The sequence below is a fragment of the Mesorhizobium sp. P2_B5 genome (assembly GCF_056404775.1).
On record NZ_JBFUDJ010000004.1, the window covers coordinates 38702 to 56017 of the forward strand.

General features: G+C 62.0%; 13 protein-coding genes. 6 read left to right on the forward strand and 7 right to left on the reverse strand.

From position 1 onward, the window contains the following. The first annotated feature begins 46 nt into the window (after positions 1-46). From AC1D1N_RS15845 to AC1D1N_RS15860, 4 genes are all read left to right on the forward strand, one after another. Positions 47-265, forward strand: coding sequence for a hypothetical protein (locus tag AC1D1N_RS15845; RefSeq protein WP_477349610.1), 219 nt, complete (start codon positions 47-49; stop codon positions 263-265). 64 nt (positions 266-329) lie between these two features. After that, on the forward strand, positions 330-1013 hold the full coding sequence (locus AC1D1N_RS15850; RefSeq protein WP_477349612.1) for a hypothetical protein: 684 nt from the start codon (positions 330-332) through the stop codon (positions 1011-1013). Positions 1014-1756: 743 nt separating this feature from the next. Next, positions 1757-3094, forward strand: coding sequence for a site-specific integrase (locus AC1D1N_RS15855; protein ID WP_477349614.1), 1338 nt, complete (start codon positions 1757-1759; stop codon positions 3092-3094). Positions 3095-3359: 265 nt separating this feature from the next. Next, entirely contained in the window at positions 3360-3704 is a 345-nt protein-coding gene (locus tag AC1D1N_RS15860; protein ID WP_477349616.1) for a hypothetical protein, read from the forward strand. Between the two features lie 41 nt (positions 3705-3745). On the opposite strand, the gene AC1D1N_RS15865 is transcribed toward AC1D1N_RS15860, so the two are convergent. From AC1D1N_RS15865 to AC1D1N_RS15880, 4 genes are all read right to left on the reverse strand, one after another. Continuing rightward, positions 3746-5365 carry an ABC transporter ATP-binding protein gene (locus AC1D1N_RS15865; protein WP_436258964.1) on the reverse strand — a complete coding sequence of 540 codons (1620 nt, stop codon included), beginning with the start codon at positions 5363-5365 and terminating at the stop codon, positions 3746-3748. A gap of 16 nt (positions 5366-5381) precedes the next feature. Continuing rightward, the gene (locus tag AC1D1N_RS15870; RefSeq protein ID WP_477349618.1) at positions 5382-6509 is read right to left on the reverse strand and encodes an ABC transporter permease; all 1128 of its coding nucleotides are present in this window, start codon (positions 6507-6509) and stop codon (positions 5382-5384) included. Continuing rightward, positions 6502-7425, reverse strand: a complete 924-nt coding sequence (locus tag AC1D1N_RS15875; RefSeq protein ID WP_023684574.1) for an ABC transporter permease subunit — start codon at positions 7423-7425, stop codon at positions 6502-6504. The genes AC1D1N_RS15870 and AC1D1N_RS15875 overlap by 8 nt, the downstream gene beginning before the upstream one ends. Positions 7426-7598: 173 nt before the next feature. Further along, positions 7599-9191, reverse strand: a complete 1593-nt coding sequence (locus AC1D1N_RS15880) for a peptide ABC transporter substrate-binding protein (protein WP_436258962.1) — start codon at positions 9189-9191, stop codon at positions 7599-7601. Positions 9192-9562: 371 nt separating this feature from the next. Here AC1D1N_RS15880 and AC1D1N_RS15885 point away from each other — a divergent pair, with 371 nt between their 5' ends. After that, on the forward strand, positions 9563-9928 hold the full coding sequence (locus AC1D1N_RS15885) for a TadE/TadG family type IV pilus assembly protein (protein ID WP_436258961.1): 366 nt from the start codon (positions 9563-9565) through the stop codon (positions 9926-9928). Continuing rightward, positions 9928-11697, forward strand: coding sequence for a pilus assembly protein TadG-related protein (locus AC1D1N_RS15890; protein ID WP_477349621.1), 1770 nt, complete (start codon positions 9928-9930; stop codon positions 11695-11697). Before AC1D1N_RS15885 ends, AC1D1N_RS15890 begins: the two co-directional genes overlap by 1 nt. A 139-nt stretch (positions 11698-11836) precedes the next feature. On the opposite strand, the gene bglA is transcribed toward AC1D1N_RS15890, so the two are convergent. The 3 genes from bglA to AC1D1N_RS15905 all read right to left on the reverse strand — a co-directional run bounded on the left by bglA (position 11837) and on the right by AC1D1N_RS15905 (position 17314). Next, on the reverse strand, positions 11837-13486 hold the full coding sequence (bglA, locus tag AC1D1N_RS15895; protein ID WP_436258959.1) for a beta-galactosidase BglA: 1650 nt from the start codon (positions 13484-13486) through the stop codon (positions 11837-11839). After that, complete coding sequence (glgX, locus tag AC1D1N_RS15900) at positions 13486-15486, reverse strand: glycogen debranching protein GlgX (RefSeq protein ID WP_477349623.1); 2001 nt, start codon at positions 15484-15486, stop codon at positions 13486-13488. Before glgX ends, bglA begins: the two co-directional genes overlap by 1 nt. 199 nt (positions 15487-15685) lie before the next feature. Next, on the reverse strand, positions 15686-17314 hold the full coding sequence (locus AC1D1N_RS15905) for an alpha-D-glucose phosphate-specific phosphoglucomutase (RefSeq protein ID WP_436258957.1): 1629 nt from the start codon (positions 17312-17314) through the stop codon (positions 15686-15688). Between the last annotated feature and the right edge of the window lie 2 nt (positions 17315-17316).

Here is a 17316-nt window from a genome sequence, read left to right on the forward strand (position 1 = left end):
TAGGATATATTAGCGATCACTCAACTTAGACAGGAAACCCCTCTACATGACCCTCAACCAGACAACGGCAAACGTGCTGACCGCCCTCCTTCGCGAGCTCTCCTCGGAGCTGGACCTCCATTATGACGACGAGGACCTGCACGCCCTCGGGTCAACGATTACAACGATGCAACGGGCCGCCAATATGATGACCGAGGCCGGCTACGAGGCCCCCGAGGTTTACCACCACATGTTGGGCCGCTTCGAACGGATGACTCGCTCCTAACATAACGATCCGACAGCGAAAATTCCACGGCACCCAACCACCACCTTCCACAGGACTTTTCACGATGACTGAGCCATTCGACCCGTCCATTTCGTCCTCCGACTATCTGGCGCTGGCGCGGGAGCGCCACCTCGCCGGAACATCCAAACTGATCGAGGAACTTTCATGGATGCTTGACTACGACGCCTACGATTGCGGTCTCGATAAGAAGCATGTCGCCATCCTGCTCGACCCGCTAAACTGGAGCGCAGCTGTGCGCAACGAGAACAGGCGGCCTCGGGTCTTCCTTGACGCCCGGGTCAACCAGAAGGGTAATGCAGAGATCAACTCGGCCCGCGGGGACCACGAAATTCTGTTCGACGAAGACTTTGTCGCCAGATATGCGGCCTCGGCCCGGTCCTATGACTCGGTCCCGTGGCGGGGCCTTGGGGAGCTGATGTGGTGGAAGGGATATGAGTTGCTCGTCAGCAACGTCATCATTCGGAAATCCCCAGCAGCTGCCGCTCTGTTGTACGCGCATGCAGCGCGCCTTGCCGAACTGTCGTCCTTCCTAGCTCAGCACGTAACATTGGTCGGATCTGTGGCGCTCAACTTCACCTATCAAGAAGGCCAGTTAACCGCCGCTGACTTCGTTCCAACCATTCCAGCTGACCGCCTGCAGGAGATGATCAAGGAGCGCGGCCAGCGGACGGCCGTGAGGCTTCGGGAGGCCGTCGCGCGTATGGTGCCGAAGGATGATCCTGAATGAGCATCCCGCGCACTGCGCCCCTTTTTCTCATGCAAGCCTCCGATCGCTCAATGACCTTCCTCAACGCCCACATTAGTCCCACTGCTCTCGCCGCGTTTTTTGCATCTGGTCGACCGCGGCGTCCCTCCGGGCGCCTAAGGGCGTCTGCTCGGACAGCGATCCCACTGCAGGCGACGAGCAGCGGCCGGGGCCCGGTGGATTTTCAGAAGGCATTTCCGTTTCGCAACTCGGCCGTTGGCCGGAGCGTTTTCGAATTGGCTCGGCGGCCGGATTTATCGATCGCCCGCGCACCTGGGGCGGGCGGCGGAAGGGGTGGATGATTTTCTCAGGAAAGGGTCCCGATGGCGGCGGGAATAGTCCCGCTCATGCCCCGTAAAAAAAAACGCCTTTTCGAGTAATAGCACTCGCCGGCCTCACGGGTCTCTGCGTGAAAAACCGCTCTTCCTATAGTAACGTCTATTGGAGCCATAGAACTCCGGCTTCGACCAAACTAGCAAGCACGCTCCGTATTTCGAAAGCCAGGACGTCTGCTGATCTATGAACACCTGCATTCTTGAGAAGGGCAATCACCCGGACGAAACTGCACCGCTCCGGTTGGATATAGCAGCCCGCATCGCGTTCCCAGATGGAACGATGGGCGCCGCCGGGCTCCGTAAGGAACGGGACGCAGGACGACTTGTCACCGAAATGATCGCTGGCAAAGAATATGTCACCCTGGCCGCGATCGGCGAGATGAGGAATAGATGTCGAGGACTTCGAAAGGGACACGCCTCGTCTGGCGCGATGAAAGCAGGAAGCAGGACGGATCACTCCGAAGCCGCGCCGGCTGGTTCATCCGCGACGGCGCGACCTTCATCAGCGCTTGCGGCGGCACTGGCGACCGCAAACGCGCTGAAAAACGGCTCGCCAGTTACATCACCGAAAAGTATGAACCGGTCCGAGAGCGCGGTCGTGATCCCGCTACCGTCGCGATAGCCGACGCCGTTACCATCTACCTGACTGACGTCGCGCCCAATCACGCCCAACCGAAGGAAACTGCGGGCCGACTGGTGGTTATCCTAAACTGGTTTGGCAATATGATGGTTGGCGACATTAACGGTAAAATCTGCCGTGACTATGCCAAAGCGCATGGCGGCGGTGCGGCCGCTCGACGGCAGCTCGAAGACTTGCGAGCGGCGCTAAACCACTATCACAAAGAAGGCTATGTAACCTCAACACCAGCGATCGTGTTGCCGTCGAAGTCGGCGCCACGTGACCGCTGGCTAACCCGTGATGAGGCCGCCGCGTTGGTCCGTTCTGCGTGGCGCATGCGCCAGTCTTGGAAGGGAAAGCCTAGTGACCGTCGGACTGGAAGACACGTTGCCCGCTTTATCCTAGTCGCTCTCTACACCGGAACACGCTCGGCGGCGATCTGCGGCGCCGCTGTCCGTCCAACGGAGGGCGCGGGCCATGTCGACCTTGAGCGCGGTGTGTTCTATCGCCGCGCAGCCGGTCGTCTCGAGACAAAAAAACGCCAGCCACCGGTGCGCCTGCCCAATCGCCTTCTTGCTCATGTTCGGCGGTGGGCGATCACACCTCTTGAAATCAAGACCAGGCGTCGAGGCAAAAGTGAGAACATTGGCCGAATGATCGCCCAAGATTATGTTGTTGAGTGGAATGGCAAACCGGTACAGTCGATCAAGAAGGCCTTCCGTTCTGTGGTCGAGGCAGCGGGCCTTGGCTGGTACGACGACGTGAGAGCCCCTGACGGAACCGTCAGGTCTGTGTTTCGTACCGACATTACCCCGCACATCTTTCGCCACACCGCTGCCACCTGGCTGATGCAACAAGGATCTGACCCGTGGGCCGCTGCCGGCTTCCTCGGCATGACGGTTGAGATGCTGATCCAGACATACGGCCATCATCATCCAGATTTCCAAGCAGATGCGGCCGAGGCGATCGTTTCCAAGTCGGGGACCAGGAACCTGCCGACAAATGTCGTCCGCATGCCGATGGCACGGAAGATGAACTCCCCCACAGCTCCCCACAGAAACCCCACAGATATGTCAGAAACAAACATGAACAAAGGGGGCCAGTCGTGATGAGGAATGCCGGAAATCCGGGCTTTTGCTGGCCCACCCTCTCGTTCGGGACGAGGGGGTCGCAGGTTCAAATCCTGCCACTCCGACCAGAAAAAACAGACACTTAGGTGTCCGTTTCTCCCGACATCCCCACAAGACACCTTAAAGGCAAACCGGCCGCATCGGCGTCTGGCGTCGGCATGGTGTTTTGACGAGACAACCATCCGCGCTACCTCGATAATGGGACAACCGCCGAAACAGCGGCCCGAAACGAGGTGTGCGGAAGATGAATTTGTTGATTTCGATCGCAGGCCGGCTGGCAGCGCTGCTTGCTCTGTCGCTGGCGACAGGCTGCTCATCGCTGGGCAATACGGTCAACCCGGCGAAATACGACAGCATGACATGCGCCGAGCTCAACAATGCCGTGGGCGATATCGCGCGTGAAATCTCGCAAACCGCCATCACCCGCGGCAAGGTCGCCAACACCAGCGTGCCGAACTGGCTGCTCGGCGGCGCACGCGTCAAGACCGCCGTCGCCAACCGTGAGACGGCCAGGATCGAAAAGCTGAAGCAGCGGGAAGAGGTGATTGTCACGACAAGAGCCGGCAGATGCCCCAAGTCAGCGGGCTAAGCGAACTGGCCCTACCCTGAAGATCTGCTTCACTTCACGCCTCAAGCACTCAACCGGAACCGCGTCACATCGATCGCCGCGCTCATCAGCGTCTGTGTGTAGGCTGCTTGCGGGTTGCTGAATATCTCTTCCGTCGGGCCTTCCTCGACGATCTTGCCTTGCTTCATGACGATGATGTAGTCGGCCATGGCGCGCACCACGGCGAGATCGTGGCTGATGAAGAGGTAGGACAGTTCGTGGTCGGCCTGCAGCTTGCGCAAGAGCTCGACGATCTGTTTCTGCACCGAGCGGTCGAGCGCCGAGGTCGGCTCGTCAAGCACCACCAGTTTGGGCTTCAGGATCATGGCGCGCGCGATGGCAATGCGCTGGCGCTGGCCGCCTGAGAATTCGTGCGGGTAGCGGTTGCGGGCATTGGGGTCGAGGCCGACCTCCAGCAAGGCCTCGACGGCGCGCTGGTCGCGTTGCTTACCTGACAGGTTCGGCTCATGCACCAAAAGCCCTTCGGTGATGACCTGGCCGACAGTCATGCGCGGTGACAGCGAGCCGAACGGATCCTGGAAGACGAGTTGCATCTCACGCCGCAGCGGCCGCATCGCCTGGCGGTCGGCGGTGGAAATATCCCGGTCGCCGAAGCGGATGACGCCGTCGCTCGGCAACAGCCTGAGCAAAGCGCGGCCGAGCGTCGATTTTCCCGAACCGGATTCGCCGACGATGCCGATCGTCTGGTTGCGCTTTAGCCGGATCGAAATGTGGTCGACAGCGCGTAGCATCAACGGCTCGCCGGCGAGGAAGCCGCCGCCGATCTTGAACGTCACTTCGACATTGCGGCCTTCGAGCAGCACCGGCGCGTTGGCCGGCGGCGGTGCCTTGGTGCCGGTCGGTTCGGCGGCCAGAAGCATTTTCGTATAGGCATGCTGCGGGTTGGCAAATAGCGCTTCGGCCTCGCCCTCCTCGACCACCTCGCCATAGCGCATGACATAGACGCGGTCGGCAAAGCGCCGGACAATGCCGAGGTCGTGGGTGATGAAGACGATGGCCATGCCGAGCTTGCGCTGCAGTTCGGCGAGCAGCACCAGGATCTGCGCCTGGATGGTGACGTCGAGCGCCGTCGTTGGCTCGTCGGCGATCAGAATATCGGGGTCGTTGGCGAGCGCCATGGCGATCATGACGCGCTGGCGCTGGCCGCCCGACATTTCGTGCGGATAGGATTTCATCCGCCGCTCGGGATCGGGAATATGCACCAGCCTGAGCAACTTGAGCGCCTCCTCGCGCGCCTCGGCCGCGTTCAGCCCGCGGTGCTTGCGGATCGGTTCAATCAGCTGGTTGCCGATCGAATAGAGCGGATCGAGCGAGGTCATCGGCTCCTGGAAGATCATGCTGATCTTGGCGCCGCGCACCTTGTTGAGGTCGGACTTGCTCAGCGTCAACAGGTTGCGGCCGCGATAGTCGACGTGACCCGTCGCCTCGCCGTTGGACGCCAGCAGGCTCATCGCCGCCATCATCGTCTGGCTCTTGCCGGAGCCGGATTCGCCGACCACGGCGACGGTTTCGCCGGCATTGACGTGGATGTTGATGCCTTTGACGGCTTCGACCGCGCCGTCGAGCGTGCGAAAGCGGACGCGCAGGTCCTTGACGCTGAGGATCGTTTCGGGAGTTTTCATCTCGGCGGTCCCCATATTATCGGTCTCTCGGGTCGAGCGCGTCGCGCAAGCCGTCACCGACGAAATTCAGCGCAAACAGCGTCGAGACGAGGAAGAAGGCGGGGAACAAAAGCAGCCAGTTGGCGGTGCCGATGTTCTTGGCGCCGACCGAGATCAGCACGCCCCAGCTGGTCATCGGCTCCTGCACGCCAAGGCCGAGGAAAGACAGGAAGCTTTCCAGGATGATAACCTGCGGCACCAAGAGCGTCATGTAGATCACCACGGGTCCGAGCAGGTTGGGAATGACATGGCGGAGCAGGATGCCGCGCTGGCCAACGCCCATGGCCTCGGCGGCCTGGACATATTCCTGACGGCGGATCGACAACGCCTGGCCGCGCACGATGCGCGCCATGTCGAGCCACAGCACCGCACCCACCGCTAGGAACATCAGCACGAAGTTGCGGCCAAAGAACACCACCAGCATGATGACGAAGAAGATGAACGGCAGCGAATAGAGCACGTCGACGATGCGCATCATCACCTCGTCGATCTTGCCGCCGGAAAAGCCGGCCGCCGCCCCGTAAAGGACGCCGATGACCACAGCGACTACGCCGGCAAGCAGGCCGATGGCCAGCGAAATGCGCCCTGCCATCAGCGTGCGTGACAACAGATCGCGGCCAGTGTTGTCGGTGCCGAACAGGAAATACTGCTGTTTGACCGACGCGGTCATCGTCAATTCGAGCCCGTCGGCCGATTTGCTCTCTATCTTGGTGTTATCGAAGGCATCGGAGCGGTCGAGATAGCGGATGTTGCGCTCATCGATCGGTTTGGTCGAGGTGACGGTGACGGTGACGCGATCGCCGTCCTGTTTCCATTCCTTGATGTCGACGCGCATGCGCTTGATCGCTTCGTCAAGCGCCGTCTCGATCATGTCGGCCCGTGGATAGGGGCTGAAGCTCGGCGGCGTGCGCACATAGTCGGCATAGATGGTGGTGTATTGATGCGGTACGAGCCAGGGGCCGAACACGCTGATGACGCCGATGAAGGCAAGGTAATAGAGGCTGAACATGGCGGCGCGGTTGGCCTTGAGCCGCGCCCATGCATCGCCCCAGAGCGAGCGGCCGACGACGGCCGGCGGAGCGGCGGTGGCTGCGATATCAGTCATAGCGCACCCTCGGATCGACGACCGCATACATGACGTCGACGATCAGGTTGAAGACGATGGTGAAGAGCGCGATCACCACCACGGTTCCCATCACCAGCGTGTAGTCGCGGTTGAGCGCGGCATCGACGAAATAGCGGCCGACGCCGGGAATGGAGAAGATGGTCTCGACGATGACCGAACCGGTGAGCAGCGCCGCGGCCGCCGGACCGGTGAAAGACACGATCGGCAGGATGGCGCCGCGCAGCGCGTGCTTGACCACCACCGACCAGTCCGACAGGCCGAGCGCCCGCGCCGTTCGGATATGATGCGAACGCAAGCTCTCGATCATCGAACCGCGCATCAGGCGGGCGACAATGGCGATCTGCGGCAAAGCGAGCGTCAGCACCGGGCCGATCTTGTTGATCAGTGCGCCGTCGCCCCAGCCGCCGATCGGCAACAGCTTCCAGGTCAATCCGAACACCAACTGGATCACCGGCGCGATGACGAAGGTGGGGATGGTGCTGCCGGCTGTCGCCAGTGCGATGACCGTGTAGTCGCCAAGCTTGTTCTGGTTGAGCGCGGCAATGGTGCCGAGCACCGAGCCGAGCAGAAGCGCCAGGATCAGCGCGGAGGTGCCGAGCTGGACCGAAATCGGCAAGCCCTTGGCGAAGAGTTCGGTGACTGTGAAGTCAGGCAAATTGTAGCTCGGCCCGAAATTGCCGCGCAAAAGATTGCCGAGATAGTGGGCATATTGCAGCCAGAGCGGATCGTCGAGGCCGAACTGAGCTTCCAGATTGGCCCTGATCTCGGGGCTCAAGCCCCGCTCCTGATTAAACGGACCGCCTGGTGCGACGCGTATCAAGAAGAACGCCATCGTCACGATGACGAATAGCGTCGGTATGGCGGTCAGAAGCCGCCGGAGAATATATCGCAGCATCGGCGCCCCGCTTCGGCCAGAGCGACATTACGTCCATGCGGACGCGTTGCCACGCTCCGGCGCCAAATCTTCGCACCAGGCTTGCCGAAAATCGACCACGACTTTCGGACCGATGCGATGACCGACCAGCCCGCCGCGCCCGGATGAGGCGCGGCGGTCCAGTCAAGGATGATTCAGTCCTTGGAGACGAAGCGGGACGGATGGATGTCCATCACATTGTCGTCGAAGCCATGCAGCTTCGAGGAAACGATGTCGTGGAAGCTGTAGTAGAGAAGCGGAATGTTACCGACGTCATCGACAAGGATGCGCTCGGCCTCAGTGAGGTCCTTCATGCGCTCTTCCGGCTTGCCGCCAGCGGCAGCGGCCTTGTCCATGGCCGCCTCGTATGCAGGGCTGTTGTAGTTCGAATAGTTGTTGCCGCTTGCCTTGCGTGTGATGCCGAGGAAGGTTTCCGGATCCTTGTAGTCGGCGATCCAGGCGGCACGCGCCACGTCGTAGTTACCCTTCTGCTCAAGGAAGGAATAGTGGGTCTTGGTATCGGTGTTGAGCAGCGTGATCTCGACGCCAAGCGGCTTCAGCTGTTCCTGGATGGCAACCGCGGTGTTCTTGTGGTTTTCCGAGGTGTTGTAGCGGATCTCCATCTTCAGCGGATGCTCGGGCGTATAGCCGAGTTTCTCGAGGATCTTCTTGGCGGCGTCCTCGCGGTCGATCTGCGACATGTCGGCGTATTTGGCCATTGCCGGGGTGTAGCCCGCGATGCCTGGAGGCACCATCGAATAGCCAGGCAGCATGGAGTTCTGCCAGACCTTCTCGGCGAGGAAGTCCCGGTCGATCGCCATCGAGATGGCGTTGCGCAGCTCGACATTGTCCCACGGCGCCTTGTCGGTCTTGATCGCATAGTAGTAGGTGCCGAGATACGGTCCGACACGGACCTGATCGCCGAACTTGGTCTTGAGGTCAGCGAGCTGTTCGGTCGGCAGGTCGCCGTAGCTGTCGAGTTCGCCGGCCTCGAAGCGCTTCATCGCCGACGAGCGGTCTTCGGTCGGGATGTAGTTGACCACGTCCATCTTGACGGTCGCGGCGTCCCAGAATTTCGGATTCTTGACCAGCTTCATGTGGTCGTTGGGAATCCACTCGGCCAGTGTATAGGCGCCGTTCGAAACGAGATTGCCCGCCTTGATCCAGTCGGCGCCGAGCTTGTCGATTGAGGCCTTGTTGACCGGATAGGTGGCCTGGTGGGTCAGCATCTCGAGGAAGTATGGCGTCGGCGCCTTCAGCGTCACTTCCAAGGTGTTGGCGTCGATCGCCTTGACGCCCAGATCCTCGGGCTTGCCCTTCTTGGTGTTGACTTCCTCGGCGTTCTTCACGGGATAGAGCATGGAAGCGTATTCGGCGGCGGTCGCCGGATCCTCCAGCCGACGGAAGGAATAGACGAAGTCGTCCGCCGTCACCGGGCTGCCATCCGACCACAAGCCGTCCTTGCGCAGCTTGAAGGTGTAGACGGTGCCGTCATCCGATACGGTCCAGCTTTCGGCGGCGCCCGGAATGAGGTTCGTCTTCTGATCGTGCATGACCAGTCCCTGGAACAGGTCGCGTATGATATCGGCTTCGTAGACGGTCGAGGTCTTGTGCGGATCGACCGTCTCCGCTTCGGCGGCGCTGCCTCTGTTATAGACGGTCTCGGCAAGGGCCGGTGTCAGGAACGTGCCTGCAGCAAAGGTCATGGTTGTAGCGACCAGCGTCGCCTTCAGCATATTTTTCAGCATGAAGTCTCTCCCTGCGGCGCGGCCCAGCGGCTCGCGCCTTTCGAGTGTTAACGCCCCGGAACCGATTTCTGGCCCCTTTGAGCGCGCCGCCGGTTCCCTTTCCGGCAGCTGGTGGCAGGACACTAGACAGACGGAAATATTATTTCAACCGCCCGCTGCTTGACGTAGAGTGAGTAGTCCTGCGCTAAAATAGTTCCAGCTAAAATTCAAATGCCATTCAACTGGCTGCACCTTGCGGTTGCTTTATCGGTTTTCTGTTTTTGCAAGCGAAGTTTGGCATACTCGGCAGTATGCTGCAGAACCCAAAACTCCCCGCTTTGTGGTGTCGTTTCCGGGCGAACGCCTCGGGGACCTCGGCGATCGAATTCGCCATGCTGGCGCCTTTGTTCATCCTGCTTCTACTCGGAATGGTTGCATATGGCATCTATTTCGGCGCCAGCCATTCGGTCCAGCAAATCGCGGCGGATGCGGCGCGAACGGCGATTGCGGGGCTGAACGCCACTGAACGCAAGACGCTGGTGACCAACTTCATCAACAACGATGTCAATGGTTATCCCTTCGTCGATGCCACGAAACTGACGGTCGACGCCAAGGACAGCGTCGCCGATGGCAGTCAGTTCGTGGTCTCGGTCAGCTACGACGCACGGAATTTGCCGATCTGGAATCTGTTCCCCAATCTGGCGATGCCGGGCATGACCATTCGACGCCAATCGACGATCCGGGTCGGGGGCATCTGATGCGTAGTGCCGTTGCTGGAATGTGGCAGATATGCCGGCGGCTGCTGCGCGAGAAGCGGGCCAATTTCGCTGTCATGACGGCGCTCTGCGCGCCCGTCGCGCTGGTCCTGACGGCGTTCGCCGTCGACCAAGGTGCGCTATTCAACGAGCGCCGCGCAGCGCAGTCGATCGTCGACCTGGCGGCGATCACCGCTGCGGCCAATCTCGCCAACGTTGAAACGGCGGTGTTGACGACGCTGAAGGACAATGGCATCAGCTCGGTTGCCGTGCAGAAAGACGAGACAACCGTCGCGCCAACAGCCACCAAGGCGGTGGTCCAGATTGTGCAGGGGCGCTACACCGGCTTGAGTTCGATCGCCGCCGGCAGCCGGTTCGAAGCGGGCAAGCTGCCCTACAACGCCGTGCGCGTGTTCCTGAAGAAGCAGGGCACGCTCTATTTCGGCGCCTCGCTCATGGCCCCACCGGTCATCGGCACGACGGCCACCGCAAACGCCCAGGCGCAGGCGACATTTTCGGTCGGCTCGAGGCTGGTCAGCGTCAATGACGGCCTGCTCAATGCGCTCCTCAAGGGACTGGTGGGCGGCAACATCTCGCTCAGCGTGATGGACTATAATTCCCTGATCGCGGCCGACATCAACGTGCTTTCCTTTGTCGACGCGCTCGCGGTTCAGTTGAACATGACCGGCGTATCCTATTCGGATGTGCTGGCTTCAAAGGCCAGCATCGGCCAGATCGCAACCGCCATGGCCAATGTCCCGGGGCTTGGCAACACGGCCAAGCTGGCCTTGCAGTCGGTGGCCTCGAAGGCCACCAGCACGGTCCAGATTCCGCTCAGCCACCTTGTCGACCTCGGCTCGGTCGGCCGCCTGGGTCTCGGGCAAAAGCCCTCGGGTCTGGGTGTCGATACCAGCGCCATGGGGATGCTGACGGCCGCAGCCTCCCTTGCCAACGGCACCAACCAGGCCCAGCTCGACCTTGGCGTCACCGTGCCTGGCCTCACCGCCACGACGCTCAACGTCGGCATTGGAGAGCCGATGCAATCCTCGCCATGGCTGGCTGTCGGCGAGGCCGGCACCGTGGTGCGCACCGCGCAGACACGCATCAAGCTTCTGGCATCGGTCACCGTCGGCAACAGCAAAATCGGCGGCGGCGCCAGCCTGCTCTCCGTCACCCTGCCGCTGCATATCGAAATCGCCTATGCGGAGGCCAAGCTGACGGACATAAGCTGTCCGACGGGCCTTCCCGAGAGCATCAAGGTCACCATCGCCACGCGCCCCGGTGTCGTCGAAGCGCATCTCGCGGCCAGCAGTGCCGACGGCAATCCCGGCGCCTTCGCCGATTTCACCAAACCGCAATCCTTCTACAACACCGAAATCGCTACGGTGAGGCTGCCGCTCGTCCACCTCTTGTCGGTGAAGGGCTCTGCGGCGTTTGCGATGACCAACATGAACTCGACGGACCTCGTCTTCAATTATAGCGACATCACCGCCAAGACGATCAAGACCGTCTCAACGCAGAACCTGACGCAGTCGCTGACCACCTCGCTGGTCAACAATCTGTCGCTGACGGCCAACGTGCTGGGCCTGCCGATCAACCTCAGCGCCCTGCTTGGAACGGTCAAGCCGGCTGTGGTGGCGCTGCTGAACAGCGTGACGGCGCCTGTCGACGCGCTGGTCTACAATGTGCTCGCAGCGCTCGGTGTGAGCGTCGGCCAGGCCGATGTCCGGGTCACCGGCGCGACCTGCGGCCGCTCCGTTCTGGTGCAATAGGCCCGATCTATAGGTTAGAGCAATTCTAGGAAAAGTGTGTGCGGTTTTCCCGGGAAAAGCGCGGAGCGCTTTCCCTTGGGAATTGCGTGAAAACAAAGAGATAGAGCGGTTCGCCGTTTCCGTGAAACGGTGAAACGCTCTAGCCGGTTCGTCCGACAAACCAGCCCAGCGCCTGTAGCGACAGCCCCTCCTCCTGTAGGACCGCACCGCCACCCGGAGCTATCGCCACGACGGGCCCGAAATCCGGCGGCAGTGGCCAGTCGGCCGGCTCGTCGGCGAAATTGAAGACGCAGAGCAATGTCTCGCCCTCGCCCTGCCTGATGAAGGCAAGCACATCGCCCTCGGTGTCGAGAAAACGGATCGAACCCTTGACCAGAGCCGGATGCGCCTTGCGCAAGGCCAGCATCGTCCGGTAGCCGGCGAGCACCGAATTTTCGTCGCCATTCTGGACGTCGACCGCCCGGGCGCGCTGACTTGCCGGCACCGGCAGCCAGGGCTTGGCCGAGGAAAAACCGGCATTGTCCGCGCCCGCTTCCCAGACCATCGGCGTGCGGCAGCCGTCCCTGCCCTTGACCGTCGGCCAGAAGCGGATGCCGAAGGGATCACGCAGATCCTCGAAGGCCAGTTCCGCCTCCTGCAGCCCAAGCTCCTCGCCTTGATAGAGACAGATCGATCCGCGCAGGCAGGCGAGCAGAGCGATCGAGAATTTCGCCACCGCATCCGGATCGCCGCCCGGCCGCGTCCAGCGGCTGACATGGCGCACGACATCGTGGTTGGAAAACGCCCAGCAGACCCAGCCATCGGCAACCGCTGTTTCAAACGCCTCGACGCAGCCGCGCACATGGGCAGACGAGAATTGCGCGCCGAGCAGGTCGAATGTGTAGCACATGTTGAGCTTGTCGCCGCCGGAGGTGTAGGCGGCCAGCGTCTGCAGCGAACGGCTTTCGTCGCCGACCTCGCCGACACTGGCGCGGCCGTCATACTCGTCGAGCAGAGCGCGAAAGCGCCGGAGGAAACCGAGGTTCTCCGGCTGCGACTTGTCGAACAGATGCTCCTGGAAGAGATAGGTGTTGGTTTCGCCATTGGTGCCGGCGACGCTCGACGCCAAAGGCGGATTGCTACGCAGCCAGCGGTCATGGACATAGTAGTTTACCGTGTCCAGGCGGAAGCCGTCGACGCCGCGGTCGAGCCAGAACCGCACCGTGTCGAGCAGCGCGTCCTGGACCTCCGTATTGTGGAAATTGAGGTCGGGCTGTGAAGCCAGGAAATTGTGCATGTAGTATTGCCGGCGGGTCGCGTCCCACTCCCAGGCCGGGCCGCCGAAGACCGACAGCCAGTTGTTGGGGGCGTTGCCATCGGGTTTGGTGTCGGCCCAGACGTACCAGTCGGCCTTGGGGTTGTCGCGACTCGATCGGCTTTCGACGAACCATTCGTGCTTGTCGGAGGAATGCGACAGCACCTGGTCGATGATCACCTTCAGGCCGAGCCGGTGCGCCTCGGCCACCAGCGCGTCGAAATCCTCCAGGGAGCCGAACATCGGATCGACCGCCTGATAGTCCGATACGTCGTAGCCCATGTCGGCCATTGGCGACTTGAAGAAGGGCGACAGCCAGACGGCGTCGACGCCGAGCGAGGCGACGTGCGCCAGCCGCGATGTGACGCCTAAGAGGTCGCCGCTGCCGTCGCCTGTCGTATCCTGGAACGAGCGCGGGTAGATCTGGTAGATGACGCAGCCGCGCCACCAGTCGGCGCTCTCTTCAGGTCCCGACTGGGCGTTGTCGTCGGCCATCACGAACCCTTCCTGGCGCGGACCTTTGCGGTCCGGCGCTCGATCATGAAACTGACACTGCGGCCGGGCAGCGGGCGCGCAAGGTCGACCGCCTGCGTTTCAACAGCCGGCTGCCATTGGAACCCTTCCCGCACGGGCAGCGTGAAGACGCATTGGCGGCGGTCGCCATTGACGATGACGGCAAGGCGGCCTTCCGCCGTATTGCCAAGCAGCATGACGAGACGGTGGCGCGAGGCATCGTTCCAGTCGGCCTCACTGAGCAGCGCGCCGGTCTCGGTCAGCCAGGCGACATCGGGCACATCAGAACCAGTCGGCGGCTCCCCGGTCAGGAAGCGCGTGTCAGAAAGCGCTGGCGCAGCGCGGCGCAGTGCGGCGAGCGCCGACACATGGGCTTCCAGCACGAGGTCGCGCCCGGCCCAGTCGAGCCAGGTGATGGCGTTGTCCTGTGCGTAGGCGTTGTTGTTGCCCTTTTGCGTGCGGCCGAATTCGTCGCCCGCCGTCAGCATGATCGTACCGCGCGAGGCAAACAAGGTGGCGAGCAGCGCCCGGCAGTCACCGGAACGGGCCTCGGCAACCGCCTTGTCAGGGGTCTCGCCCTCGACGCCATTGTTCCACGACAGGTTCTCATTGTGGCCGTCGCGGTTCTTCTCGCCATTGGCCTGGTTGTGCTTGGCCTCATAGGCGACGATGTCGGCGAGCGTCATGCCGTCATGCGCGGCGATGAAATTCACCGTGCGGCTGGCGCTGCGCCCTTCTTTGGCGAAGACATCGGACGAGCCGGCAAGCCTTGTCGCCAACGCACCGACGGCGCCTGCATCGCCACGCCAGAAGCGCCTGACGTCGTCGCGGTAGCGGTCGTTCCATTCCAGATATGGCGGGCGGAAATCGCCCAGCTGATAGCCGTTCGGGCCAATATCCCAGGGCTCGGCGATCAGCACCCTATCGGCAAGGATCGGGTCGGCAGCAATCGCTTGAAGCAAGGGTGCTTCCGGATCGAAAATGCCATCGACGCGCCCGAGGATCGGCGCCAAATCGAAGCGGAAACCGTCGACGCCGGCGTAGCGGACGAAATGACGGAGCGTATCGAACACCATCTCCCGAACGATAGGATGGTCACAGGCGACCGTGTTGCCGGTGCCGGTGTCATTGACCAGGCGGTTGTCGGCCTCATGCCTATAGTAGGCACGGTTGTCGAGGCCGCGCAGCGATAGCGTCGGGCCGAGCCGATCGCTCTCACCGGTGTGGTTGAAGACGAGATCGAGGATGGTGCCGATGCCGGCCTTGCGCAGCGCAGCTACCGTGTCGCGCAATTCGGTCAGGCCGCCCGGCGCCAGGCGCGGGTCGAGGGCCATGAAGGTAACCGGGTTGTAGCCCCAGGCGTTGCTCAAGCCGAGCGGCGGCAGATGCCGCTCGTCGATCCATGCCGTCACCGGCATCAGTTCGACGGCGGAGACGCCTATCTTCTTGAGGTGTTCGATGATGGCGGGATGAGCAAGTGCCGCGATGGTGCCGCGCTGCACTTCCGGCACGTTGGGATGCAACCTGGTGAAGGAACGGACATTGAGTTCGTAGATCAGGCCGCCGGGCTTGAACAGCGGCCGCTTGGCCGGCACGACCTTGGGCGAAGCCACGGCAATTGCCTTGGGCATGAGCTGCGCGGTGTCGGCGCCTTCGTTGCGTTTGGCCGTGAGCCGCCAGTGATACTGGTACGGCCGGTCGATTTCGATGGCGTAGGGATCGGTGAGCAGCTTGTCAGGATCGAACCACAGGCCGCGTTCGGGCGCATAGTCGCCATCGGCGCGAAAGCCATAGCGGGTGCCGCCGGCAAGGCCGGCGACTGACAAGGCAAAAACGCCCTCGCCTTCCGGCTGAAGCTCAAGCCGGTCGGTTTCGCGGGTGCCGGTGTCGTCGAAGATCGACACCCAAAGACGCCGTGCCGACGACGACCAGGCGGCGAAGCGGATGCCATCGCGGGTGATGGTTGCGCCGAGATGGGTCATGGGCGCGGCTCTCCTTCTCCCCTTGTGGGAGAAGGTGGATCGGCGCGCAGCGCCGAGACGGATGAGGGGTGCTGGAAGGAATGAGGCATTGGTGCTTGAAACGATGGTGTGCGCCAAGCTGGAGCACCCCTCCTCCGGCCGAGCCTCGCTCGGCCACCTTCTCCCACAAGGGGAGAAGGAGAGGCGCGCCGCACCACTCTCAAGTAATCACGCTCGGCTTGTTGCGGCCGGTGTGGCTCTTGATCCCGGCAATATCATCCGCCGCCGCAATCAGGTCGGCGAGCGCCTCTTGCGTGTCGAGATCGTGCCTCGCTCCGTCCGGCTCGTAGCGCTCGATATAGACGCGCAGCGTCGCGCCTGAAGTGCCGGTGCCCGAGAGGCGGAAGACGACGCGCGAGCCGCCTTCGAACAGAATCCTTATGCCCTGGTTCTTGCTCACCGAACCGTCGACCGGATCGTGATAGGCGAAGTCGTCGGCATTGGCGATCTTCAGGCCGCGCACGCTGGTGCCAGGCAGCGAGGTCAGCTTGGCGCGCAACTCGTCGACCAGGGCATTGGCGCGTTCGGTCTCGACCTCTTCATAGTCGTGGCGCGAATAATAGTTGCGGCCATAGGTCGCCCAGTGCTCTGTGACCACCTGCTTGGCGCTTTCGCCGCGCACCGCCAGGATGTTGAGCCACAAGAGCACTGCCCACAGCCCGTCCTTCTCGCGGACATGGTTGGAGCCGGTGCCGGCACTTTCCTCGCCGCAGATCGTGGCCATGCCGGCATCGAGCAGATTGCCGAAGAACTTCCAGCCGGTGGGCGTTTCGTAGATGCCAATGCCGAGCTTTTCGGCAACGCGGTCGGCAGCGCCGCTGGTCGGCATCGAGCGGGCGATGCCTTTGAGGCCGTCCTTGTAGCCCGGCGCCAGTTGCGCATTGGCGGCAAGCATCGCCACCGAATCCGAGGGGGTGACGAAGATGCCCTTGCCGATGATCAAATTGCGGTCGCCGTCACCATCGGAGGCGGCGCCGAAATCTGGCGCGTCCGGTCCCATCATCTCGTCATAGAGATGCTTGGCATGGACCAGATTGGGGTCGGGGTGATGGCCGCCGAAATCCGGCAGCGGCTTGTAGTTGCGGCAGGTGCCGTTCTCCGCGCCAAGCCGGCGTTCGAGGATTTCCTTGGCATAGGGACCGGTGACCGCATGCATGGCGTCGAAGCGCATGCGAAAGCCGTATTTGAAATTGGCGCGGATGGCGTCGAAATCGAACAGGCTTTCCATCAGCTCGGCATAGTCGGTGACCGGATCGATCACCTCCACCGTCATGCCGCCGGCCTCGACGGTGCCGATCTTGTCGATGTCGATCTGGTCGATATCGGCGATCTTGAAACTCGAAATCGTCTTGGTCTTTTCGAAGATCGCGTCGGTGAGCTTTTCCGGCGCCGGGCCGCCATTGCCGGCATTGTACTTGATGCCGAAATCCTCATGCGGGCCGCCTGGATTGTGGCTGGCCGACARAATGATGCCGCCGAAGGTCTTGTATTTGCGGATGACATGCGAGGCGGCCGGCGTCGACAATATGCCGCCCTGCCCGACCATCACCTTACCGAAGCCGTTGGCCGCCGCCATGGCGATGGCTTTCTGGATGACCTCGCGGTTGTAGAAGCGGCCGTCGCCGCCGATCACCAGCGTCTTGCCCTTGAAGCCATCGAGCGCATCGAAGATCGACTGAATGAAGTTCTCGGCGTAGTGCTCCTGCTGGAAGACGGGCACCTTCTTGCGCAGGCCGGACGTGCCGGGTTTCTGGTCAAGATAGGGTTTGGTTGGAACGGTTCGGATCATGC